Consider the following 21,580-nt stretch of genomic DNA (forward strand, 5'->3'; position numbering starts at 1 on the left):
CACCGACAACGGTCGAAACGGCGCAGAAGCGACCGGTCACGGACGCCCGTAACCGCCGCCTCCGGGGGTGCGCAGCACCAGGACGTCCCCGGCCTCCAGCTCAGCGGTGTCGCACCCTTCGAGCGGGGTGACCGACGCCCCGCGCGCGCGTTCGACGTACTGCTCGCCGAGGGCTCCGGTGCCGCCCCCCGCCATGCCGTACGGGGGGACCCTGCGGTGTCCCGAGAGGAGGGCCACGGTGACGGGTTCCAGGAAGCGGAGCCTGCGTTCCACCCCGTTTCCGCCGTGCCACCGGCCCGGGCCGCCGCTGTCCTCCCGTACACCGAAGCTCTCCAGCAGCACCGGGTAGCGCCACTCCAGGACCTCGGGGTCGGTGAGCCGCGAGTTGGTCATGTGGGTCTGCACGGCGTCCGCCCCGTCGAAGCCGTCACCGGCGCCGGAACCGCTCGCGACCGTCTCGTAGTACTGGACCCGGTCGTTGCCGAAGGTGAGGTTGTTCATGGTGCCGGACCCCTCGGCCTGGACGCCCAGGGCCGCGTAGAGGGCGCCGGTCACGGCCTGGGACGTCTCGACGTTGCCGGCGACGGTCGCGGCCGGATGGACCGGGGCCAGCATCGATCCCTCCGGGACGCGGATGTCCAAGGGCTTCAGGCAGCCGCTGTTCAGCGGGATGTCCTCCTCGACGAGGGTCCGGAACACGTAGAGGACGGCGGCCATGACCACGGAGGTGGGCGCGTTGAAGTTGCCGGGCTGCTGCGGGGAGGTGCCCTCGAAGTCGAGGACGGCACGCCGTGCGTCGCGGTCCACGGTCACGCGCACCGCGATGACGGCCCCGTCGTCGGTCTCGTAGCGGCAGGAGCCGTCGCGCAGACCGGCCACGATCCGGCGGACGGACTCCTCCGCGTTGTCCTGGACGTGGCCCATGTACGCCTCGACGACGTCCTGCCCGAACTGCCGGGTCATGCGTCGCAGTTCCGTGATGCCTTTCTCGTTGGCGGCGATCTGGGCGCGCAGGTCGGCGAGGTTGGTGTCCGGGTCGCGCGAGGGGTGCGCGGCGGTGGTGAGCAGGCTCCGGGTCTCCTCCTCGCGGAGGGTTCCGTCGCGCACCAGCAGCCAGTTGTCGAAGAGGACGCCTTCCTCGTCGACCGTACGGCTGAAGGCGGGCATCGAGCCGGGGGTGATGCCGCCGATCTCGGCGTGGTGGCCGCGTGACGCGACCAGGAAGCGGAGCACGGGCTCCCGCCCGTCCATGGGCTCGTCGACGTCGAACACGGGGGTCACGACGGTCACGTCGGGCAGATGCGTACCGCCGTGGTAGGGGTCGTTGACGGCGTACACGTCCCCGGGGCGCAGGGAGTTCCCGTTGCGCCGCAGCACCTCCTTGATGGACTCCCCCATCGAGCCCAGGTGGACCGGGATGTGGGGGGCGTTGGCCACCAGGTTGCCGTCCGCGTCGAACAGCGCGCACGAGAAGTCCAGCCGCTCCTTGATGTTGACGGAGTGCGCCGTGTTCTCCAGTCGCACGCCCATCTGTTCGGCGATCGACATGAACAGGTTGTTGAACACCTCGAGCATGACCGGGTCCACCCGGGTGCCTACGGCGGTTCGTTCGGGTCTCGGGTCGGCCCGGTGCAGCACGAGGTGTCCGGCAGGCCCCGCCGTGGCCTGCCAGCCGGGGTCGACGACGGTGGTGGCATCGTCCTCGGCGACGACCGCGGGGCCGGTGACGGTGTCCTCGGTGCGCAGTGCCTCGCGGCGGTACAGACCGGCGTCCCGCCGGTCGCCCCTGGTGAACATCGTGACGGTGCCCAGGGGCCGGAGCGGTCCGTCCCTCGCACCCGCCACCGCCCGGGGCGGGGTGTGCGGTCCTGCCGCTCCGGTGGCTTCCACGGAGACGGCCTCGACCACCAGGGGCTTGTCCGCCGTGAATCCGTACCGGGCCCGGTGGACCTCGGTGAACTCCTCGGTCATGGCGGCGACGGGGCCGTGGGCGACGGGCAGGGCGGCGTCCGTCCCCTCGTAGCGCAGAAGGATCCGCGCCCGGGTGCCGATGGCGCCGTCGGGGATGCCGTCGGCCCGGAGTTCTGCACGGGTGCGCTCGGCGAGGCCGTCGCAGATGCCGCCCACCCGGACTCCGGTGCTCTCGTCCAACCGGGCCTCGACGGACTGCTCGCGCATCGCGGTGGCGTCGGCGAGACCGATCCCGTACGCGGAGAGCACGCCGGCGAGCGGCGGTACGAGAACGGTGTCGATGCCCAGGGCGTCGGCGACTGCGCAGACGTGCTGTCCTCCCGCGCCGCCGAAACCGGTGAGCGCGTAGCGCGTGATGTCGTGCCCCCGCTGGACGGAGATCTTCTTGACGGCGTTCGCCATGTTCAGCACGGCGATCTCCAGGAAGCCGGCGGCCACCTCAGCGGCTGTCCGCCGGAGTCCTGTGGCGGCCGACACCTCATCGGCGAGCTCCTCGAAGCGTTCCGCCACGAGCGCGGCGTCGATCGGCAGGTCGCCCGCGGGTCCGAAGACGGCGGGGAAGTGCTCCGGGCGGATGCGCCCGAGCATCACGTTGGCGTCGGTGACGGTCAGCGGCCCGCCCCGCCGGTAGCAGGCGGGGCCGGGGTCGGCCCCGGCCGAGTCGGGGCCGACCCGGTAGCGGCGGCCGTCGAAGTGCAGGACGGAACCGCCGCCCGCCGCCACGGTGTGGATGCTCATCATGGGCGCGCTCATCCGCACCCCCGCCACCTGCGTGCCGAGCTCGCGCTCGAACTCCCCCGCGTAGTGGGAGACATCGGTGGACGTGCCGCCCATGTCGAAGCCGATGACCCGGTCGTGGCCCGCCTGCTCCGATGTGCGCACCATGCCGACGACGCCCCCGGCGGGGCCGGAGAGCACCGCGTCCTTGCCCCGGAAGTGCGCGGCCTCGCGCAGCCCTCCGTTGGACTGCATGAACATGAGGCGGATCCCCGCGAGTTCACCGGCCACCTCCTCGACGTACCGGCGCAGGATCGGCGAGAGGTAGGCGTCGACGACGGTCGTGTCGCCGCGTGGTACGAGCTTGATCAGTGGGCTGACCTCGTGCGAGCAGCTGACCTGGGTGAAGCCCGCCTCCCTGGCTTCCTCCGCGACGTCCCGCTCGTGGTCCGGGTGGCGGTAGCCGTGCATGAGCACGACGGCCGCGCTGCGGAGGCCGTCCTCGGCGGCCTCCCTCAGCCGCTCCGCCACGACGGCACGGTCGAGGCGCTTCACGACCCCGCCCCGGGCGTCGGTGCGTTCCGGTACCTCGATGACGCGGTCGTACACGGCCTCGGGGAGGAGGATGCGGCGGTCGAAGAGGCGCGGCCGGTTCTGGTACGCGATCCGCAGGGCGTCCCGGAAGCCCTCGGTGATGACCAGGACCGTCGGCTCCCCCCGGCGTTCGAGGAGGGCGTTGGTGGCTACGGTCGTGCCCATCTTGACGTCGGCGACCCGGTCGGCGGGAACCGGGTCGCGAGGGCCGAGGCCGAGCAGCAGCCGGATCCCGGCGACGGCGGCGTCGCGGTAGCGGTCCGGGTCGTGCGACAGCAGTTTCCGGGAGACCAGCCGGCCGCCGGGGTCGCGTCCCACCACGTCGGTGAAGGTGCCGCCGCGGTCGATCCAGAACTCCCAGCGTCCGGTCATCCCTCCATTCTGGCGTCGGGGACGGACCCCCGCAGATGCGGCGTACGGGGCAGAGCGTCCAGTGCCCCGCACGGCGCGTCGTCGGCCCGGGCGCCGAGCCCGGCGAGGGGACGCGCACCACGGGGCAGGGATCGTCCGTGTACGAGGAGTCGGCGGAGCCCGTCGCCCCGGCCGGGGCCATGACGAGCGGCTGGTGAACGCGGGCGACGAGGTGCCGCGCCGTCCGGAGGGTGCGGTGGGCCACACCGTTGACGTCGGGCGGGAAGGATTCGGTGACGATGGCGACACGCGTACGGGTGTTGTCACCGCGCCGGGTGTTCCCTTGTCGACTTGGCTCTTTTCGCCCGGGGAACGTCCTATGAGCGTGTGCGCCGCGCGCCCCCGGCGCGCGGCGTCCGGGCTCCTCGTGTCGTCGGAGCGCCGGTTCAGACAGCGGGTGTGTCGGGTCCGATCCGGCTGCGTACAGCGGTCTGGACCTCGGCCTCCTCGGCGGGGTCGGCGGCGAGCCGCCTCAGCCGTTCGGCGACCCGGATGTCACCGGTCTCCGCGTGGTGCGCGGCCAGTTCCCGGGTGGTCTCCTCGCAGTCCCAGAGGCATTCGACGGCGAATCCGCTGGCGAAGGACGGGTCGGTGGCGGCCAGTGCCCGGGCGGCCCTGCCCCGCAGGTGCGAGGAGGACGTCTCCCGGTACACGTGGCGCAGTACGGGTGCGGCGCAGGCGATGCCCAGCCGGCCCGTGCCGTCGACGAGGGTCCACAGGCGCGGGGCGTCGGGGCCCTCGCCCCTGACCGCCTCGCGCAGCGCGGCGAGGACGAGCGACGCGTCCTGGGCGGTACCGCGGCAGGCCAGCACCCCGGCCGCCGAGGCTCCCAGGGCGTCGGGCCGGTGGGCCCAGCGCCGGGCACGGTCGACCGCCGCGTCCCCGCACATGCGCTCGAAGGCGGCCACGGCCGCCTCGGCGACGGTACGGGACGGGCCCACCGCGGCCTGCTCGACGAGGTCGAGCACGGCGGGGTCGCGGACCTCGGCCAGATAGTGCAGGGCGGCGCAGCGCGCGCCCTCGGATCCGCTGCGGGCGGCCTCGACGATCAGGGGGCGGTCCTCGGCCCCCGCGACGGCCGAGAGGCAGCGGGCCGCGGGGACGTGGAGCGCGCTGCCGCGCTCCAGTCCCTCCTGGGCCCAGTCGAAGACGGCCTGCACGCTCCACCCGGGCCGTGGTCCGCCCGGCCGCATCTGCCGCTGCCATCGGTCGAAGGAGCCCTGCTCCGAGGCCGCCCTCACCCGGCCGCCGACCGCTTCGCGCGGGTCGTCGGCCCAGAGCCGCCAGGGACGGGGCTCGAAGGCGTCGCGCACGGCGGCGGCCAGGTCGGCCGAGCCCTCCGTGGTGGCGGGGAACCGGTCGAGCACCGCGTCGGCGAGGGAGCGCAGCCCCGCGTCGTCGTCGCGCAGGGCCAGCTCGTCGAGCGCCCATGCCCAGTTGGCCCCGGTCGCGGCGTAACGGCGCAGGAGCACGAGGGCGTCGTCGCGCCCGTAGGAGGCGAGGTGCCCGAGCACGGCGAGCGCGAGGCCCGTGCGTGAGTCGTCGGTGTCGAGGTGGTCCTCGGCATCCCACAGGTGGCGCTCGATCTCCTCGGTGCCGCCGTCGAGATCGAGGTACAGGCGCGCGTAGTAGAGGGAGCGGTTCTCGACTTGCCAGTCGTGACGCGGATCGCTCAGGACGCAGTGGTTGAGAGCCGCGAGCGCCTCGGGACGGGGGGCGGCGAGCGCGTGAAGCGTGCCGTCTCCGCGGCCCCTCTGCAGCAGGCCGAGCAGCGTGCCGCTCGGCGCTATGAACGGATCGAACATGGGGAAAGCCTCACATCAAGCTGTCGACGCAACCGGGACTGTGCTGTTCCATGTGCCGGGGTGACATCCCCTAGGCCGCGCAGCAACATGATCGGCCGACTGCCGTCTTCTGCCTGGTGCTCATCTTCCTCTGCCTCTCGTCGGTGGTCCGGAACGGACCCGCGACGTCATGATGACCCAGCCATTTCGCCGACGCGACCACATTTACGGCGCAACGGCCCGCCGGCGGTCCGGGCGGCGTCTCAGCGCGCACCGAAGAGTTCCAGCAGGTCGTCCTTGCCGAACATGCGCGCGGTGTCCACGGCGGAGGGTGTCCCGGCGGCAGGATCGGCCCCTGCGGCGAGCAGCGCGTCGATCACCTCGCGCTCCCCCTTGAAGACGGCTCCGGCCAACGGGGTCTGCCCCCGGTCGTTGGCCCGGTCCGGGTCGGCACCGCGGTCCGCGAGAGCGGTCACCGCGGGCGCGTGCCCGTGGTAAGCGGCGAGCATCAGCAGGGAGTCGCCCCGGTCGTTGGTGAGGTTCGCGGGGACTCCCGCGTCGACGTAGGCGGCGAGCGTGCCGCTCTCGCCGCGGCGGGCCAGGTCGAAGACCTTGGTCGCCAGCTCGACCACCTCGGGATCGGGGGTTTCGCTCATCGGACGGACCGCCTTCCATTGCCTTTGTAGCCGTTACCGACCTGGTGGGAGGTACGGCGGGAGGGCCGTACGAGTGAATCGACAGGGTACTGCTCCGGGGCAGTCGTCAGCCTGCCCAGCGGCGGCGGAAGATCACGGCCACGGCGTCGTTCTCCGGTGGGGGCAGGGTCCGCGGGGACCCAGGAAGCTCCCTGGCAACGACTTCTCGCCCACCGGTCGAGTGAAATAAAACGGTATTCACTCAGTTGCACCTTTTATCGTATAGGTACATCTTGTGATCCTGGAAGTACTCATGGTGACTGTCCCCTCAACCAGGAGAACCGCTCATGATCCTCTCCATCTCCGGCGTGGTCCTGCTCGGCATCATCGCCTTCCTCTTCTTCAAGAAGGACGGACTCAAGGCCTCCCACGGACTCATCTGCGCCCTGTTCGGCTTCTACCTGGCCGGCACCGCCATCGCCCCGAGCATCACGGCCGGCGGGGCGAGCCTCGCCAGCATGCTCGGCGGAATCAAGTTCTGACGCTCCGAATCCGCTCCCACCTCTTCAGGAGACCGACGTGGCCCGGCGACCACTCCCCCGCATCCTCACGGGCGGCAGCGCTTCGATCACCCGCAGCCGGGAGATCGCGCGCACGGCCGCCGACAACGCCACCGACGTCCTCCACCCGCTGATCACGGTCACCCGTGGACTGCGGCTGCTGGCGGGAGCGGGGCGGCAGAAGTGGGCCGCGACGCCCAGGGACCGGCGCGGACACGTGCTGTTCCTCGTCGCGGCCTGCGTGCTGGCGCTGGCGCTCATCCCCTACGGGCCCCTGCTGGCCCTCGTCTCGGTGATGGGCGCCGCCGCATGGCGGGGGCGCGACCGCTCCCCCGCGAAGACCGGCCCCGACGAGGCGGAGACCGCACGGCTCCGGGCGCTGTACGAGGCGCTGGTTCCGCACTTCTCGGTGGCCGACGACCCCGGTCCGCTCTTCTCCCACGGAGGCGACTGGGAGAAGGCCTTCGGCACCTCGTACGTCTTCGACGGCGACGGCCGCCTCACCCGGCTCCAGGTGACCTACCCGGCCTACTTCACCGACGGCGACCCCGCGTCACGGGAACGGGTCGAGCAGGTGCTCCACGCCAAGTCCGGCCGGGGCCGCGAGTACCACTTCGCATGGGACGAGGAGGGCAACCACCTCCTCATGACCGTGCTCGCCGCACTCCCCACCACCATCGCCGCCCAGCGCTTCGTCACCGCGCCCGGCGAGACCGTGCTGGGCTTCACCGACGCCGACGCGGTCCGCCGCACCGTCCCGGTCCAGGACGGGGACGCGACGCGTGACGCCTCTCCGGTGATCTGGCGGACCGGCGCCCGTTCGACGGAACCCCATCTGCTGATCGCCGGGCACCCCGGCAGCGGCACCACGACACTGATGCGCTCCCTCGCCCTGCAGGCCCTCCAGCACGGCGACGTCCTCGTCGTGGAGGGCGGCGGCACCGGCGAGTACGGGTTCCTGACCGGCCGCGACGGCGTGCTGGCCGTGGAGTGCGGGCTGGCCGGCGCGCTCGCGACGCTCGAATGGGCCGCGCACGAGACCGAGCGGCGGCTCATCGCCGCCAACCGTGCCCGCCAGGCCGGGCATCCCGAGCCCGAGGACATCAAGCGGCCTCTCTGGATCCTGCTGGACCGCCCGAGCGCGCTCGGGCACCTGGCGGCCGCCGACGGGCGGCAGGACCCGCAGGAGCACCTCCAGGTGCCGCTGCGGCACGGTCGTGCCGCCGGCGTGACGGTCGTGGTGGCGGACCAGTTCGACAGCCTGGACGCCCTCACCGAGACCGTGCGGACCCACACCAGGGCCCGGGTCGTCCTCGGCCCGGCGGACCGGGAGCAGGTCGAGTCGGTCCTGGGCACCCGGCCGCACACCACACCCACCCAGGACGTCCCGCCCGGCCGCGGCTACACCCGGCTGGGCACCGGGGAGGTGCTGCGGCTCCAGGTACCGGCCACCCCGGACCCCTACGACGAGGCCACGAGCGAGGCGCACCGGCGGGCGGTGCTCGACCTGCTGCCCGGTGGCGCCCCGGTGGTGGAACGGGCAGAGGCCCAGGCCGGCGGAGAACTCCCGCCCGTGCCCGGCGAACCCCTGGTCGGGGCTCCCGCCGCCGCCGAGGGGTGACCTCCGGGGCGCACCGGCCCCGGCCGGTGCGCCCCGGACGCCTCAGGCCACGAAGGTCCGGGGCGCCTCGGCACCCGCGCTCGCCCCGGAACCGACCAGTCCGGCCGCCGCGGCGAGCCGCAGCGCCGCCTCGTCCGCCACCGGGCCGCCCACGGTGAAGGGCAGTCGCACATAGCCCTCGAAGGCCCCGTCGACGCCGAACCGGGGCCCCGAGGGGACGCGTACGCCGACCCGCTCGCCCGCCACGGCCAGCCGGGATCCGGAGAGCCCGCCGGTGCGGACCCAGAGGGTGAGACCGCCTCGCGGGACCTCGAACTCCCACGTCGGCAGCTCCCGGCGCAGCGCCCGCACCAGGTCGTCCCTGTTCTCCCTCGCCTGCTCACGCCGGATGGCCACGGCCTGCTCCCAGCCGCCCGTCCGCAGCAGCCAGTTGATGGCGAGCTGCTCCAGCACGGGGGTCCCCATGTCCGCGTAGGCGCGTGCCGCGACCAGGCTCCGGATGACGTCCGGCGCCGCCCGCACCCAGCCGATGCGCATGCCCGCCCAGAAGGCCTTGCTCGCCGATCCGACGGTCAGGACGGTGCTGCCGGCCGGGTCGAACGCGCAGACCCTGCGCGGCATCTCGACGTCCGCGTCCAGGTGCAGCTCGTGCATGGTCTCGTCGACCACCAGGACCGTGCCCGCCGACCGGGCGGCCTCGACGAGGGCGCGGCGCTGCTGCTCGTCGGCCAGCGCCCCGGTGGGGTTGTGGAAGTCCGCGACGACATAGGCCAGCCTCGGCGCCGCGTCCCGCAGGACCTGGCGCCAGCGGTTCATGTCCCAGCCGCCGAGGCCCTCCTCCATCGCCACGGGCACCAGCCTGGCGCCCGCCTCCCGCATGAGCTGGAGGATGTTGGCGTAGCTCGGGGACTCCACGGCGATGCGTTCGCCGCGCCCGGCGAAGAGGTGGCAGATCGCGTCGATGGCGCCCATCGCCCCCGTGGTGACCATGATCTGCTCGGGCATCGTGGGGATGCCGTTCCCGGTGTAGCGGTCCGCGATCATCTGCCGCAGCGCGGGGAGACCGGCCGGGTAGTCGCCGTGGGTGTGGGCGTACGGCGGCAGCTCCTCCAGCGCGCCCTGGACGGCCCGGGTCAGCCAGGGCTCCGGGGCCGGCAGAGAGGCGCAGCCCAGGTCGATCATCGAGCCGAGCGACTCCGGGGGCAGGGGTTCGAGACCTCGGGCGGGCAGCGGGTTGCCCGCGGGGACCGCGGTCCAGCTGCCGGCCCCGCGGCGCGACTCCAGGAAGCCCTCCGCCCGTAGCGCCTCGTACGCCGCGGCGACGGTGGTCCGGCTGAGGGACAGCGCGAGCGCGAGCTCCCGCTCGGCGGGCAGGCGCGCGGCGACCGGGACCCGGCCCTCCAGGACGAGGAGGCGCACACCGTCGGCGAGGGCGCGGTAGGCGGGAGGCTTGCGTACGCCCGGCGGCAGGGGACGCGCCTGCTGGCCCTGGAGCTGACGGGCGAGCTGCGCCGCGCCGACGGTCGAAGTCCACTGGGCCATGTAAATCAGTCCACCTTTCTCGGATTGGCCGTAGTTTGCGGCCAATCCCCCGCCACAGAGTGACATGCAGCAGTCCACTACCACCACACAGGGGGCACCACTTGTCCGACAGCACCGCCCGGAGCGGCACCCGGCTCACCCGGCGGCTGACCCATCTGTACGTGGGCCTGGCCCTCTACGGAGCGAGCTCGGCGCTCCTGGTACGCGCCGGGCTGGGGCTCGAACCCTGGGGGGTGCTGCACCAGGGACTCTCGGAGCGGGCCGGTATCTCCATCGGGGTCGTCTCGATCATCGTCGGGGCGGTCGTCCTGCTCCTGTGGATCCCCATCAGGCAGCGCCCGGGGCTCGGCACCGTCTCCAACGTCTTCGCGGTCGGTGTCGCGATGGACGGCACGCTCGCCCTGATCCCGGACGTGCACGGCCTCGGCGCGCAGATCCCCTTGATGGCCGCGGGCATCGTGCTCAACGGAGTCGCCACGGGTCTGTACATCTCCGCACGCTTCGGCCCGGGGCCGCGCGACGGCCTGATGACGGGCCTGAACCGGCTCACCGGCCGCTCCATCCGGGTGGTGCGTACGGCGATCGAGGTCGCCGTGGTCCTGACCGGCTTCCTGCTCGGCGGGTCGCTGGGCGTCGGCACGGTCCTCTACGCCCTGGCCATCGGCCCGCTCGCCCAGTTCTTCCTGCGTTTCTTCGACCTCCCCGCGCCCGGGGCCCGCACGGTGCCCGTTGCCGGGCGGACACCCGGAGGGGCGATACTTCCGCGGTGAACGCAGCGACTCCGGGGCGCCACCCCTATCTGGACCATCCCTCGACGATCCCCTTCGCCCACCGGGGCGGGGCGGCGGACGGGGTGGAGAACACCGCGGCCGCGTTCCGGCGCGCGGCCGGCGCCGGCTACCGCTACTTCGAGACCGATGTGCACGCCACGTCGGACGGCCGCCTGGTCGCCTTCCACGACCCGACCCTGGACCGGGTGACGGACTCCCGGGGCCGGATAGCGGAGCTGCCGTGGAGCGAGGTGCGCCGGGCGCGGGTGGCGGGCAGCGAGCCGCTGCCGCTCTTCGAGGAGCTGCTGGAGGAGTTCCCGGACGCCCGCTGGAACGTGGACATCAAGGCGGAGCCCGCCCTCACCCCGCTCATCGGCCTGATCCGCAGGACCGGCGCCTGGGACCGGGTGTGCGTGGGCTCCTTCTCGGAGAGGCGGGTGGCGCGGGCCCACCGCCTCGCGGGCCCGCGCCTGGCGACCTCCTACGGGGTGCGCGGGGTGCTCGCCCTGAGGCTGCGGTCGTACGGCATACCAGCGGCGCTCCGGGCGGGCGCGGTCTGCGCGCAGGTCCCGGAGAGCCAGAACGGCATCCGCGTCGTCGACCGGAGCTTCGTGCGCGCGGCGCACACGCGCGGCCTGCAGGTCCACGTCTGGACGGTCAACGAACCGGATCGGATGGCCGCGCTCCTGGACCTCGGGGTGGATGGCATCATGACCGATCACATCGAGACGCTGCGCACGGTGCTGAGCGAGCGGGGGGCCTGGGCCTGACGCCGGAACCGGCCGCGTCCGTACGGGACGAACGAGGGGGCGCGGCGTGAGCACCGGTACCGCGGACAAGGCCGATCCACCCGGACACCCGGCCGGGGCCGCCGAGCGGCGGCGGGAGCAACGCGGCTGGTACTTCTACGACTTCGCGTGCTCCGTGTACTCGACGACCGTCCTGACGGTCTTCCTCGGCCCCTATCTGACCTCGATAGCCAAGGCGGCGGCCGACGCGGACGGGTTCGTGCACCCGCTGGGCATACCCGTGCGGGCCGGCTCGCTCTTCGCGTACGCCGTGTCGGCGTCCATCGTGGTCGCGGTCGTCGTCATGCCGGTCGTGGGCGCTGCGGCGGACCGCACGGGGCGCAAGAAGCCGCTGCTCGCGGCGGCCGCGTACACGGGCGCGACGGCCACGGCCTGCATGTTCTTCCTGGAGGGCCACCGCTATCTGCTGGGGGCCTTCCTGCTGATCGTGGCGAACGCGTCGATCTCCGTGTCGATGGCCCTGTACAACGCGTACCTGCCGCAGATCGCCGGACCCGAGGAACGGGACGCGGTGTCCTCGCGCGGCTGGGCCTTCGGGTACACCTCGGGTGCGCTCGTCCTCGTCCTGAATCTGGTCCTCTACACGGGCCACGACTCCTTCGGCCTGTCCGAGTCCGATGCCGTCCGGATCTGCATCGCCTCGGCCGGCGTCTGGTGGGGCGCCTTCGCGATCGTGCCGCTGCGGCGGCTGCGCGACCGCCGGGTGGCCCCCGGCGGCGACGGCGCGGTCGGATCCGGCTGGCGGCAGCTGCGGGCGACGCTGCGCGACATGCGCCGCCATCCGCTCACCCTGGCCTTCCTGCTCGCCTACCTGGTCTACAACGACGGCATCCAGACGGTGATCTCCCAGGCCTCGCTGTACGGCTCCGAGGAGCTCGGCCTCGACCAGACGACCTTGATCACGGCGGTGCTGCTGGTCCAGGTGCTCGCGGTGGCGGGGGCGCTGGGAATGGGGCGACTCGCCCGGGCGTACGGAGCGAAACGCACGATTCTCGTCTCCCTGGCCGTCTGGACCCTGATCCTCGCCGCGGCGTACGTGCTGCCCGCCGACGCGCCGGTGTTCTTCTACATCCTGGCGGCCGCGATCGGGCTGGTGATGGGCGGCAGCCAGGCCCTTTCCCGGTCCTTGTTCTCGCACCTCGTACCGCGGGGGAAGGAGGCGGAGTACTTCTCCGCCTACGAGATGAGCGACCGGGGACTGAGCTGGCTGGGGCCCCTGGTCTTCGGACTCGGCTACCAGCTCACCGGCAGTTACCGGGACGCGATCCTGTCCCTGGTGCTCTTCTTCGCGCTCGGCTCCGTGCTGCTGGCGAGGGTCCCCGTACGGGCCGCGGTGGCCGCCGCGGGCAATCCCGTGCCGGAGCGGATTTAGACGTTGAAGTGAAAGGCCGGTAGTGTACGCCTTTGGCATGCCCGGAGGACCGTTACTGCGAGTGGAAGAAGTCAAACCGTTGGGTGACATCTTCGACCAGAGGTAACAAACCGGGCATCGGCGGGTAGTAAACCCAGACCAAGCAGCGGCACGACGGGCGACGCATGTCCGGCAACGGGAATCTTTACCGCCGACCGGACGTTGACCGGATGACGACGACAGCGACACCTGTCCTGTGGGCGACAAGCCCGGGAGGCACGATTCATGAGTGAGCGAGCTCTCCGCGGTACGCGACTCGTGGTTACCAGCTACGAGACGGACCGCGGCATCGATCTGGCCCCGCGCCAGGCGGTGGAGTACGCATGCCCGAACGGACATCGATTTGAGATGCCGTTCTCGGTAGAGGCGGAAATTCCGGCGGAGTGGGAGTGCAAGGCGTGCGGCGCCACGGCACTCCTTGTGGACGGGGATGGCCCCGAGGAGAAGAAGGGCAAGCCCGCGCGTACGCACTGGGACATGCTCATGGAGCGGCGTACCCGCGAGGAACTCGAAGAGGTGCTGGCCGAGAGGCTGGCGGTTCTGCGCTCCGGTGCCATGAACATCGCCGTGCACCCGCGTGACAGCAGGAAGTCTGCCTGACCGCGTATCACCGCACAGATCAAGAGCCGCGGGCCGTGACACAGAACATGTGTCACGGCCCGCGGCTCTTCTCTGTCGTGCGGATGCCGGGCGTGCGGATGTCGCACGTGTGAGCCGTCCGGGAAACCAGCGGCGGCCTGAGGCCCCCTCCGAGAGGTCGGAGGGGGCCTCAGGCCGCACAGGAGTCAGGGGGTCAGGGAGTCAGCGGCGGACGGTCGGCGCCCGGACCGTCGTCGGGTCGGGGCCGCGCCGGAGCACCGTCGTCACGGATGACCTCACCCTGGACCACCTTGCCGTCCGGCCGGTGGATGCGGGCCTGCTGGAAGGCGTCCGAGAGGCCGCCCGGCGTCGAGTCCCTCATGCGGCGCTCCAGGGAGCGTTCCGCGAAGCGTCCGAGCACGGAGCGGACCGGGGGCAGGAGGAGCAGGAGTCCCGCCACGTCGGAGATCATGCCGGGGATCATCAGGAGCAGGCCGCCCAGCATGAGGAGGCCGTTGCCCTTGCTGCCGGCCGGGGCCTCGGGCGGGGTGGCGGAGGCGCCGGGCTGCCCCGGCATCCGCTGGAGGGTCTCGGTGAGGTTGCGGAAGGCCCGCCGGCCCGCGCGCTTGATCACCGCGGCGCCGAGGACGGCGCCGGCGACCAGGATCAGCAGCACGGTGAAGCCGTTCGCCGCACCGGCCACCACGGTCAGCAGCCAGATCTCCAGCACCAGCCAGGCGGCGATGCCCAGAGGCAAGAGGGTACGGGCGCGTGAACGCCGTGGACGGTTCGGAGGCGGTGTGCCGGTCGTCATGCCCCCAGTGTGCCTGTACGGGCGTGCAAGCGGCGTAAGGGGGTGATCATGAGGCCTCCGGGGTCCCCCGGGCCAGGACGGTCAGGGAGCCTTGCGCCCCAGGACCTTGTTGGCCCGGCCGGTGATGCCCCAGCCGGTGACCCGCCACAGGGCCTCGACGAGGATGTCGCGGCTCATCTTGGAGTCGCCGATCTCCCGCTCCATGAAGGTGATCGGCACCTCGACGACGTGGTAGCCGGCCTCGACGGCGCGCCGCGCCAGGTCGACCTGGAAGCAGTAGCCCTGCGAGGCGACCTCGTCGAGGCCGAGTCCGTCCAGGGTCTCCGTGCGGAAGGCCCGGTAGCCACCGGTGACGTCCCGCACCGAGAGGCCCAGGAGGACCCGGGAGTAGGCGCTGCCGCCGCGCGAGATCATCTCGCGGTGCCTGGGCCAGTTGACCACCCGGCCGCCGGGGACCCAGCGCGAGCCGAGGACGAGGTCGGCGCTCTTCAGGGCGGTGAGGAGCCGGGGCAGTTCCTCGGGCTGGTGGGAGCCGTCCGCGTCCATCTCGACCAGGACGCCGTAGCCGTGCTCGGAGCCCCAGCGGAAGCCCGCCAGGTAGGCGGCGCCCAGGCCTTCCTTGCCCTTGCGGTGCAGGACGTGCACCTGGCTGTCGCCCACCGCGAGCTCGTCGGCGACCTTGCCGGTGCCGTCCGGGCTGTTGTCGTCGGCGACCAGGATGTCCGCTTCGGGAACGGCGGCGCGCACACGCGCGACGATCAGCTTGACGTTCTCGGCCTCGTTGTAGGTCGGAATGATCACCAAGACTCTGCCGAGCGGGCCGAACTGCCTCTGACCGCCGCCGTCGTTCACTACTGCCCCTTAAAGTCCGTACGCAGGTGCACACCATATCGAGCGCGCCGCGGCCGAACTCCGACGCGGTCACGAGGCGGCGTGTGCGGCCCGGACAGAAGCATGGAACTGGGGACAGAAGCACAGCACTGCGGATCTGGGGCCCGGCGTCCTTCGGGCCGACCTGGGACCCGCTGGCTGCGGATCGACCGAGAGCCGTTGTCTACTGAACTCCGGGCCCCACCCGGGTCGCACCTGCCGTCCGGACGAAACCTTCCCTCGCCCCCGAGGCGCGGGCGCTGAACCTGGCTGTCAGTGGTGGTGCGCCGGTGCGGCACACCGCCCCATGACCCAGCGGCGTTCGACGACTGCGTGGAGGTTTGACCGGTCGGACGTCCAGTGGTGGACCCGGCCGAACCTACCGGCCCGTGGCTGCTTTCTGTCAATACTCGTTCGACCTGCGGTTTCTCCCGAAAACGCCTGGTCAGCACCGAGGACGAGCAGGTCGCGGCAGAGTCACCGCGCCTTCGATCGGCGGTACGAAATGTACGGACGTCACTCGTTCGGCCGTACGTAGACAGTTTGTCCGAAGACCACGGTGCGCAGGCAGACCGGAAGGTCCGTTCCCGGAGTGAGATCGGGCAGGCCGGGGGTACCGGAACGAGGATCCGTCGACCACCGGGCCACCCGGTCGTCCGGGGCCTGGACCAGCAGTTCACCGGTACGCCAGACGGCGTAGTCGGCCGGGGCTCCCGGGACGAGCACACCGCCGTCGTCCCGGCCGACGGCCCGCCAGCCGCCCCTGGTGTGGGCGGTGAAGCCGGCGCGTACGGAGACACGGTGCTCCGGTGTGCGGTGATGGGCCGCGGCCCTGACGGTCCCCCAGGGGTCCAGCGGGGTGACCGGACTGTCCGAGCCGAAGGCGAGGGGCACACCGGCGCGCAGCAGCGCGGCGTAGGGATTGAGGGTCGCGGCGCGCTTCGCGCCCAGACGCGCGGCGTACATGCCGTCGGGACCGCCCCAGGCCGCGTCGAAGGCCGGCTGCACCGAGGCGGTGAGTCCCAGTTCGGCGAAGGCGGCGACGGTCTCGGGGGTGAGCATCTCCGCGTGTTCCACACGGTGCCTGGCGGCACGGACCCGGGCGAGCCCGAGGGTCTCGGAGGCGGCGCGGACGCCCGCCACCACGGCGGAGACCGCCGCGTCGCCGATGGCGTGGAAACCGGCCTGCAGTCCCGCTTCGGTGCACACCGTCACGTGCGCGGCGATCCGGGCCGCGTCGAGCCGCCCGGTGCCGGTGTGCGGGGCGTCGGCGTAGGGCTCGTGCAGGAGGGCGGTGTGCGAGCCGAGCGAGCCGTCGACGAACAGGTCGCCGGCCGCTCCGACGGCACCGAGCTCACGGATCCGGCGGGCTCCCTCAGCGTCGTCGACGTGTTCGGCCCAGTAGCCGAAGACCCTGGGGCCGGGCTGCTCGGAGGCGAGCTTCAGCAGCCCGGTGAAGTCCTCCTCGTCCGAGATCTCCGGGCCCGCGCACTCGTGCACGGTGCCGATTCCGAGCGAGGCGACGTGCCGCAGGGCGGCCTGCTGCGCCTGCGCCCGCTGCCGCGGCGTGACGGCGCCGTGGGCGGCTGCCCGCACCGCGTGATGGGCGTCGCCGGTCAGGGGGGCGTCGGGGTGGTAGCCGGCCAGCGCGGTGACGCCCGGGACGAGGTCGAGGAGGGCCGTGGTCACGACGGCGGAGTGCACGTCGACACGGGGCAGATAGACGGCCCTGCCGCCGGCCGCCTCGTCGAGCTCGCCGCGCGACGGAGGCCGCTGCCCGGGCCAGCGCGCCGCGTCCCATCCGTGGCCGAGGACGACCCCCTCCGCCGGCCTGTCGTTCACGAACGCACGCACGAGGCCGAGGGCGTCGGCGAGCGTGCGCGCACCGGAGAGGTCCAGCCCCGTCAGAGCGAGTCCGGTCGATGTGGTGTGCACATGCGAGTCGGTGAAAGCCGGGGTGACCAGGGCCCCTTCCAGGTCGACCACCTCGTCGACACCGGCGGCGAAGGCGTCGGCCGCGCCCTCCGAGCCCACCCAGGCGACATGGCCGCGTTCGACGACCATCGCGGTGGCGAACGGATCGGCGGGGCTGTGGACTTCTCCACCGCGCAGCAGCACGGTGCGGTGTTCGCTCTGGGGGGCGGTGCTCTCGGTCATGGGACCAGTCTCGCGCCTGCCGCGACCGGTTCCTCCCCCGCCCCCTCCGCCACGCCCGGCGGGACACCTCAGATGCGGGGCGGCCGCGCCTCGTAGGGCGTGGAGAGGACGACGGTCGTACGCGTGGAGACGCCCGCCAGCGTCCGGATCCGGGTGAGCAGGTGCTCCAGCTCCAGCGGGCTGGAGCAGCGGACCTTGAGGATGTAGTTCTCGTCACCCGCGACGCTGTGGCACGCCTCCAGCTCCGGTACACCGGCGAGCCGTTCGGCGATGTCGTCGGGCGCGCTGGGGTCGAAGGGTTTCACCGAGATGAACGCGGTGAGGGGCAGGCCGACGGCCTCGGGGTCGACGACCGCGGCGTAGCCCCGGATCACCCCGCGCTGCTCCAGCCGACGGACGCGCTGATGAACGGCCGACGTGGACAGGCCGGTGGCCTTGCCCAGGTCGGTGTAGCTCATCCGCCCGTCCTTGACGAGCAACTCCACAATCTGACGGTCCAGCTCCTCCATGCGGATCAACCTATGGCCCCGGGTCCCTCGGGGCACAGTCCTGGGAGGCCTGGAAGGCCACGTTCGGGGGTCATGTGACGAATGCCACAAGTTTACGTGCGGGTAGCCGACGACCTCGCGATTACGGCCGACTCCCCACGGGAAGTGCTTGCTTTGGCCGAGGCCGTGGCGCCTTGCCGGCCCACCCGAGGGGGGAACCACCCATGCAGAGCCTGAAGCTCACCGGACGTACCGGACCGGAGTCCGACGCGTACGCCGATCCGGACGAGGACGCCGTCCCCGACGCGTACGACACATTCGAGATGTACCGGGTCATCTGCCCGGACTGCGCCCAGACGATCGGCCTGCTGGCTGACGAGGACGTACTCCCCGAGCACGCGCTGTGCCCCACCCCGTGGAACCCGTTCGTGCTCACCGTGTGCCCCGGCACCGATCGCGACGCCTCCCTGGCCCGCCCGGCGGACGAGTCCGCCGCGCCCCAGGAGCAGGAGACGGCGCTGCTGCTGACGCTTCCTCAGGGACTCGACTGGCGGATGCAGCCCTTCTCGCACGCGGGCGGCGCGGGTTCACGCCCCCTGCGGTACATCCCGCAGACACGGCCCCGGGCCGCCTGACACCCAGGGCGTCACCACCGCGCGCACCACGACGGCCGGCCCGGCGTGGTGCGGGCAGTCCACCGGCCGGCCGGTGGCCGCGCACCCGAGGAACGGGCGCGCGAATCGGCCGGGCAGTGACCCGGGGGCCGGTGGCAGCGTTGGCTCTGTATGACCACGCTGCATTCAACGGCCGGGCCCGTACGCCGCCGTCTCGCCGCACCGACGTCCGGAGAATCGGTTCCGCAGCCCGGGCCGCCCCGGGAGCCCGCACGGCAGTCCGTCCCGCTCACCACCGACCCGCCGATCTACCGGGCCATGCTGCGCCACTGGGAGAGCACGGGCCGGACCCTGCCGGGCCGCCATGACCAGGAGTGGAACCGGATCATGACGACACCCGTCTGGTCGGACCGTCCGGTCCGGGTCAGCGCGTCTCGGGACCCGCGAGGTGACGGGCGATGACCATGCGCTGGATCTGGTTCGTGCCCTCGACGATCTGCAGCACCTTGGCCTCGCGCATCAGCCGTTCGACGGGGAAGTCGAGGGTGTAGCCGTAGCCGCCGAGCACCTGGACCGCGTCGGTGGTCACCCGCATGGCCGCGTCGGTGCAGAACAGCTTCGCCATCGCCGCCTGCCGAGAGAACGGCAGGCCCGCGTCGCGGAGCCTTGCCGCCTCCAGGTAGAGCGCCCGCCCCGCCTCGATCCGGGTGGCCATGTCGGCGAGCATGAAGCGCAGCCCCTGGAAGTCCGCGATGGGGCGGCCGAACTGATGCCGTCCGGTGGCGTACCCGACCGCCTCGTCCAGGGCCGCCTGGGCGACCCCGACGGCACAGGCCGCGATGCCCAGCCGCCCCGAGTCGAGTGCGGACAGGGCGATGGCGAATCCCTGGCCCTCCTCACCGATGCGGCGGTCGCCGGAGACCCTCACCCCGTCGAAGTGCAGCTGGGCGGTGGGTGAGCCCTTCATCCCCATCTTCTTCTCGGGCAGGGCCGCGTGGAGCCCTTCGGCGTCACCGGGGACGAGGAAGGCGGTGATACCGCGCGGGCCGTCCTCCCCGGTACGGGCCAGGACCGTGTAGAAGTCCGCGATACCGCCGTGCGTGATCCACGCCTTCGTGCCGGTGAGCACCCAGTCCTCGCCGTCCCGTACGGCCTTCGTGCGGAGCGACGCGGCATCGGAGCCCGAGGACGGCTCGGAGAGGCAGTAGGCGCCGAGCAGGCCGCCCGTGAGCATCGCGGGGAGGTGGGCGGCCTGTTGCTCCTCGGTGCCGTATCCGGCGAGCGCGTGGCAGGACAGCGAGTGGACGCTGACGCCGAGGCCGACGGTGAGACGGGCGGCGGCCAGTTCCTCGAGCACCTGGAGGTAGATCTCGTACGGCTGGTCGCCGCCGCCGTGGGCGGAGTCGTACGGCAGTCCGAGCAGCCCGGCTTCGGAGAGCAGGGTGAAGACCGGGCGCGGGAAGAAGCCCGCTTCCTCCTCCTCGGCCGCCCGGGGAGCGATTTCCTTCGACACGATGTCGCGTACGAGCTCGACGAGCTGCCGGGACTCCTCGGTGGGCAGACGGCGTTCCACCGGCTGCGGGGCACGGTCGGACATGACGGCGCTCTCCTCCCTGTCGGGCGTGACGACGGTCGCGCGCGGGGTGTGCGCGGCACCGCCGGGTGGTCCCGGGCGTTGCCCGGAAATCTACGGCTCCGCAGCCGATCCTGCCTTCCCGGATCACGGGAGGCGCTGGCCAGCGGCTGTGGCGCGTCGAGTATGCCCGATCGGAGCGCACGCGTCACCGGGTGACGGCCGGCGTGATCAGCGAAATTGGTCCGAACCATTGACCCAACTGGTCTAGTCCTTCTACGGTCTGCCCCAATGCCTCATCGCGTCCATGCCAACTTTCAGGTGGACGGGGCAGGCCCCCACCACGTCCAAGCCCTCCCCCACGAGGAGCCACAATGACCGGACTTCACCGTCCTCGCGCCCGCCTCCGGGCGCTCGCCGCCACCCTCTGCACCGCCGCGCTCGGAGCCGCCCTCCTGGGCGTCGCCGGCACGTCGTCGGCGGGTGCGGCTCCCACCGCATCCGGCGTCTCCGCGCCCGCAGCCGCCGAGGCCGCCCCCACAGCGGCCGGCGGCAAGGTGGTCGGATACTTCACCAACTGGGGCGTCTACCAGCGCGATTACCACGTCAAGAACATCGAGACCTCCGGCTCGGCGGACAAGCTGACGCACATCAACTACGCCTTCGGCAACGTCCAGGGCGGCAAGTGCACCATCGGCGACAGCTACGCCGACTACGAGAAGGCCTACACCGCCGACCAGTCGGTGGACGGCGTCGCCGACACGTGGGACCAGGAACTGCGGGGCAACTTCAACCAGTTGCGCAAGCTGAAGAAGCTGCACCCGGATCTGAAGGTCATCTGGTCCTTCGGCGGCTGGAGTTGGTCCGGCGGCTTCGCCGAGGCCGCCCGGAACCCCGCCGCCTTCGCCGAGTCCTGCTACGGCCTGGTCGAGGACCCGCGCTGGGCCGATGTGTTCGACGGCATCGACATCGACTGGGAGTACCCGAACTCCTGCGGTCTCACCTGCGACACGAGCGGGCGCGACGCGTACGGCGACCTCCTGTCGGCGCTGCGGTCGAAGTTCGGCACCGGCAATCTGATCACCTCGGCGATCACCGCCGACGGGTCCGACGGCGGCAAGATCGACGCGGTGGACTACGCGGGAGCGGCGCAGTACCTGGACTGGTACAACCCGATGACGTACGACTTCTTCGGCGCGTTCGCGGCACAGGGACCGACGGCCCCGCACTCACCGCTGACCTCCTACCCCGGCATCCCGACGGAGGGCTTCAACAGCGACGCGGCGATCTCCAAGCTCAAGGGCCTGGGCATCCCCGCGGAGAAGCTGCTGCTGGGCATCGGCTTCTACGGCCGCGGCTGGACCGGCGTCACCCAGGAGGAGCCGGGCGGCGCGGCCACCGGGGCGGCCCCGGGCACGTACGAGGCGGGCATCGAGGACTACAAGGTCCTGAAGAGCACCTGCCCCGCCACGGGCACCGTCGCCGGCACGGCGTACGCCCTCTGCGGGACCAACTGGTGGAGCTACGACACCCCGGCGACCATCGCCACGAAGATGGACTACAAGAACCAGCAGGGCCTGGGAGGCACCTTCTTCTGGGAGCTCAGCGGCGACACGGCGAACGGTGAGCTCATCAAGGCCATCAACTAGCCCTGACGGGG

17 protein-coding genes and 1 pseudogene are annotated in these 21,580 nt (G+C 72.1%); 8 read left to right on the forward strand and 10 right to left on the reverse strand.

Features of this window, described 5'->3' with window-relative positions; genetic code table 11:
- Window positions 1-36 precede the first annotated feature (36 nt).
- The 4 genes and pseudogenes from ACFUNE_RS18795 to ACFUNE_RS18810 form a co-directional block, all read right to left on the reverse strand.
- Window positions 37-3,654, reverse strand: coding sequence for a hydantoinase B/oxoprolinase family protein (locus ACFUNE_RS18795; protein WP_383568741.1), 3,618 nt, complete (start codon window positions 3,652-3,654; stop codon window positions 37-39).
- 103 nt (window positions 3,655-3,757) lie between these two features.
- Window positions 3,758-3,934 (reverse strand): annotated as a pseudogene (locus ACFUNE_RS18800) (glycosyl transferase); the annotation flags it as partial.
- A gap of 145 nt (window positions 3,935-4,079) precedes the next feature.
- Window positions 4,080-5,498 (reverse strand): HEAT repeat domain-containing protein, encoded by a 1,419-nt coding sequence (locus ACFUNE_RS18805; protein ID WP_383568744.1) that lies wholly within the window; start codon window positions 5,496-5,498, stop codon window positions 4,080-4,082.
- A 242-nt stretch (window positions 5,499-5,740) separates the two neighbouring features.
- Entirely contained in the window at window positions 5,741-6,133 is a 393-nt protein-coding gene (locus ACFUNE_RS18810; protein ID WP_383568746.1) for an ankyrin repeat domain-containing protein, read from the reverse strand.
- A 326-nt stretch (window positions 6,134-6,459) separates the two neighbouring features.
- Between ACFUNE_RS18810 and ACFUNE_RS18815 the strand changes: the two genes are divergently transcribed.
- Together ACFUNE_RS18815 and ACFUNE_RS18820 are read left to right on the forward strand one after the other, a co-directional pair.
- Window positions 6,460-6,654, forward strand: coding sequence for a hypothetical protein (locus ACFUNE_RS18815; protein ID WP_056787333.1), 195 nt, complete (start codon window positions 6,460-6,462; stop codon window positions 6,652-6,654).
- 37 nt (window positions 6,655-6,691) lie between these two features.
- Entirely contained in the window at window positions 6,692-8,293 is a 1,602-nt protein-coding gene (locus ACFUNE_RS18820; RefSeq protein WP_383568749.1) for a hypothetical protein, read from the forward strand.
- A 42-nt stretch (window positions 8,294-8,335) separates the two neighbouring features.
- Here the strand turns inward: ACFUNE_RS18820 and ACFUNE_RS18825 are convergent, their stop codons facing one another.
- Window positions 8,336-9,835: a PLP-dependent aminotransferase family protein gene (locus ACFUNE_RS18825; protein WP_383568751.1), complete on the reverse strand. Its 1,500-nt coding sequence runs from the start codon at window positions 9,833-9,835 to the stop codon at window positions 8,336-8,338.
- 101 nt (window positions 9,836-9,936) lie between these two features.
- Between ACFUNE_RS18825 and ACFUNE_RS18830 the strand changes: the two genes are divergently transcribed.
- The 4 genes from ACFUNE_RS18830 (at window position 9,937) to ACFUNE_RS18845 (ending at window position 13,425) form a co-directional block, all read left to right on the forward strand.
- Window positions 9,937-10,605 (forward strand): YitT family protein, encoded by a 669-nt coding sequence (locus ACFUNE_RS18830; RefSeq protein WP_383568754.1) that lies wholly within the window; start codon window positions 9,937-9,939, stop codon window positions 10,603-10,605.
- Window positions 10,602-11,375: a glycerophosphodiester phosphodiesterase family protein gene (locus tag ACFUNE_RS18835; protein WP_383568756.1), complete on the forward strand. Its 774-nt coding sequence runs from the start codon at window positions 10,602-10,604 to the stop codon at window positions 11,373-11,375. The genes ACFUNE_RS18830 and ACFUNE_RS18835 overlap by 4 nt, the downstream gene beginning before the upstream one ends.
- Before the next feature lie 46 nt (window positions 11,376-11,421).
- A complete protein-coding gene (locus ACFUNE_RS18840) occupies window positions 11,422-12,786 on the forward strand; it encodes an MFS transporter (RefSeq protein ID WP_383568759.1) in 1,365 nt (454 codons plus the stop codon).
- Window positions 12,787-13,050: 264 nt separating this feature from the next.
- A complete protein-coding gene (locus ACFUNE_RS18845) occupies window positions 13,051-13,425 on the forward strand; it encodes an RNA polymerase-binding protein RbpA (RefSeq protein ID WP_078598328.1) in 375 nt (124 codons plus the stop codon).
- Window positions 13,426-13,618: 193 nt separating this feature from the next.
- On the opposite strand, the gene fxsA is transcribed toward ACFUNE_RS18845, so the two are convergent.
- From fxsA to ACFUNE_RS18865, 4 genes are all read right to left on the reverse strand, one after another.
- On the reverse strand, window positions 13,619-14,218 hold the full coding sequence (fxsA, locus tag ACFUNE_RS18850; protein ID WP_383568762.1) for an FxsA family membrane protein: 600 nt from the start codon (window positions 14,216-14,218) through the stop codon (window positions 13,619-13,621).
- Between the two features lie 81 nt (window positions 14,219-14,299).
- Complete coding sequence (locus tag ACFUNE_RS18855) at window positions 14,300-15,070, reverse strand: polyprenol monophosphomannose synthase (protein ID WP_383568765.1); 771 nt, start codon at window positions 15,068-15,070, stop codon at window positions 14,300-14,302.
- Window positions 15,071-15,604: 534 nt separating this feature from the next.
- Entirely contained in the window at window positions 15,605-17,245 is a 1,641-nt protein-coding gene (locus ACFUNE_RS18860; RefSeq protein WP_383568768.1) for an amidohydrolase, read from the reverse strand.
- 68 nt (window positions 17,246-17,313) lie between these two features.
- Window positions 17,314-17,754: an Lrp/AsnC family transcriptional regulator gene (locus tag ACFUNE_RS18865; protein WP_383568771.1), complete on the reverse strand. Its 441-nt coding sequence runs from the start codon at window positions 17,752-17,754 to the stop codon at window positions 17,314-17,316.
- Window positions 17,755-17,957: 203 nt separating this feature from the next.
- On the opposite strand from ACFUNE_RS18865, the gene ACFUNE_RS18870 reads away from it, so the two are divergent.
- Window positions 17,958-18,368: a hypothetical protein gene (locus ACFUNE_RS18870; protein ID WP_383568774.1), complete on the forward strand. Its 411-nt coding sequence runs from the start codon at window positions 17,958-17,960 to the stop codon at window positions 18,366-18,368.
- A 403-nt stretch (window positions 18,369-18,771) separates the two neighbouring features.
- Here the strand turns inward: ACFUNE_RS18870 and ACFUNE_RS18875 are convergent, their stop codons facing one another.
- Window positions 18,772-19,944: an acyl-CoA dehydrogenase family protein gene (locus tag ACFUNE_RS18875; protein ID WP_383568777.1), complete on the reverse strand. Its 1,173-nt coding sequence runs from the start codon at window positions 19,942-19,944 to the stop codon at window positions 18,772-18,774.
- Between the two features lie 350 nt (window positions 19,945-20,294).
- Here ACFUNE_RS18875 and ACFUNE_RS18880 point away from each other — a divergent pair, with 350 nt between their 5' ends.
- Window positions 20,295-21,569, forward strand: a complete 1,275-nt coding sequence (locus ACFUNE_RS18880) for a glycoside hydrolase family 18 protein (protein WP_383568780.1) — start codon at window positions 20,295-20,297, stop codon at window positions 21,567-21,569.
- The last annotated feature ends 11 nt before the right edge of the window (window positions 21,570-21,580 follow it).

Source organism: Streptomyces sp. NPDC057287 (assembly GCF_042667905.1).
Classification (GTDB): Bacteria; Actinomycetota; Actinomycetes; order Streptomycetales; family Streptomycetaceae; genus Streptomyces.

Bases quoted from the DNA above. Each gene is read 5' to 3' on its own strand.
- ACFUNE_RS18795 (WP_383568741.1), bottom strand. From the start codon at position 3,654: ATGACCGGACGCTGGGAGTTCTGGATCGACCGCGGCGGCACCTTCACC.
- ACFUNE_RS18865 (WP_383568771.1), bottom strand. From the start codon at position 17,754: ATGGAGGAGCTGGACCGTCAGATTGTGGAGTTGCTCGTCAAGGACGGG.
- ACFUNE_RS18805 (WP_383568744.1), bottom strand. From the start codon at position 5,498: ATGTTCGATCCGTTCATAGCGCCGAGCGGCACGCTGCTCGGCCTGCTG.
- ACFUNE_RS18825 (WP_383568751.1), bottom strand. From the start codon at position 9,835: ATGGCCCAGTGGACTTCGACCGTCGGCGCGGCGCAGCTCGCCCGTCAG.
- ACFUNE_RS18875 (WP_383568777.1), bottom strand. From the start codon at position 19,944: ATGTCCGACCGTGCCCCGCAGCCGGTGGAACGCCGTCTGCCCACCGAG.
- ACFUNE_RS18815 (WP_056787333.1), top strand. From the start codon at position 6,460: ATGATCCTCTCCATCTCCGGCGTGGTCCTGCTCGGCATCATCGCCTTC.
- ACFUNE_RS18880 (WP_383568780.1), top strand. From the start codon at position 20,295: ATGACCGGACTTCACCGTCCTCGCGCCCGCCTCCGGGCGCTCGCCGCC.
- ACFUNE_RS18860 (WP_383568768.1), bottom strand. From the start codon at position 17,245: ATGACCGAGAGCACCGCCCCCCAGAGCGAACACCGCACCGTGCTGCTG.
- ACFUNE_RS18870 (WP_383568774.1), top strand. From the start codon at position 17,958: ATGCAGAGCCTGAAGCTCACCGGACGTACCGGACCGGAGTCCGACGCG.
- fxsA (WP_383568762.1), bottom strand. From the start codon at position 14,218: ATGACGACCGGCACACCGCCTCCGAACCGTCCACGGCGTTCACGCGCC.
- ACFUNE_RS18810 (WP_383568746.1), bottom strand. From the start codon at position 6,133: ATGAGCGAAACCCCCGATCCCGAGGTGGTCGAGCTGGCGACCAAGGTC.
- ACFUNE_RS18845 (WP_078598328.1), top strand. From the start codon at position 13,051: ATGAGTGAGCGAGCTCTCCGCGGTACGCGACTCGTGGTTACCAGCTAC.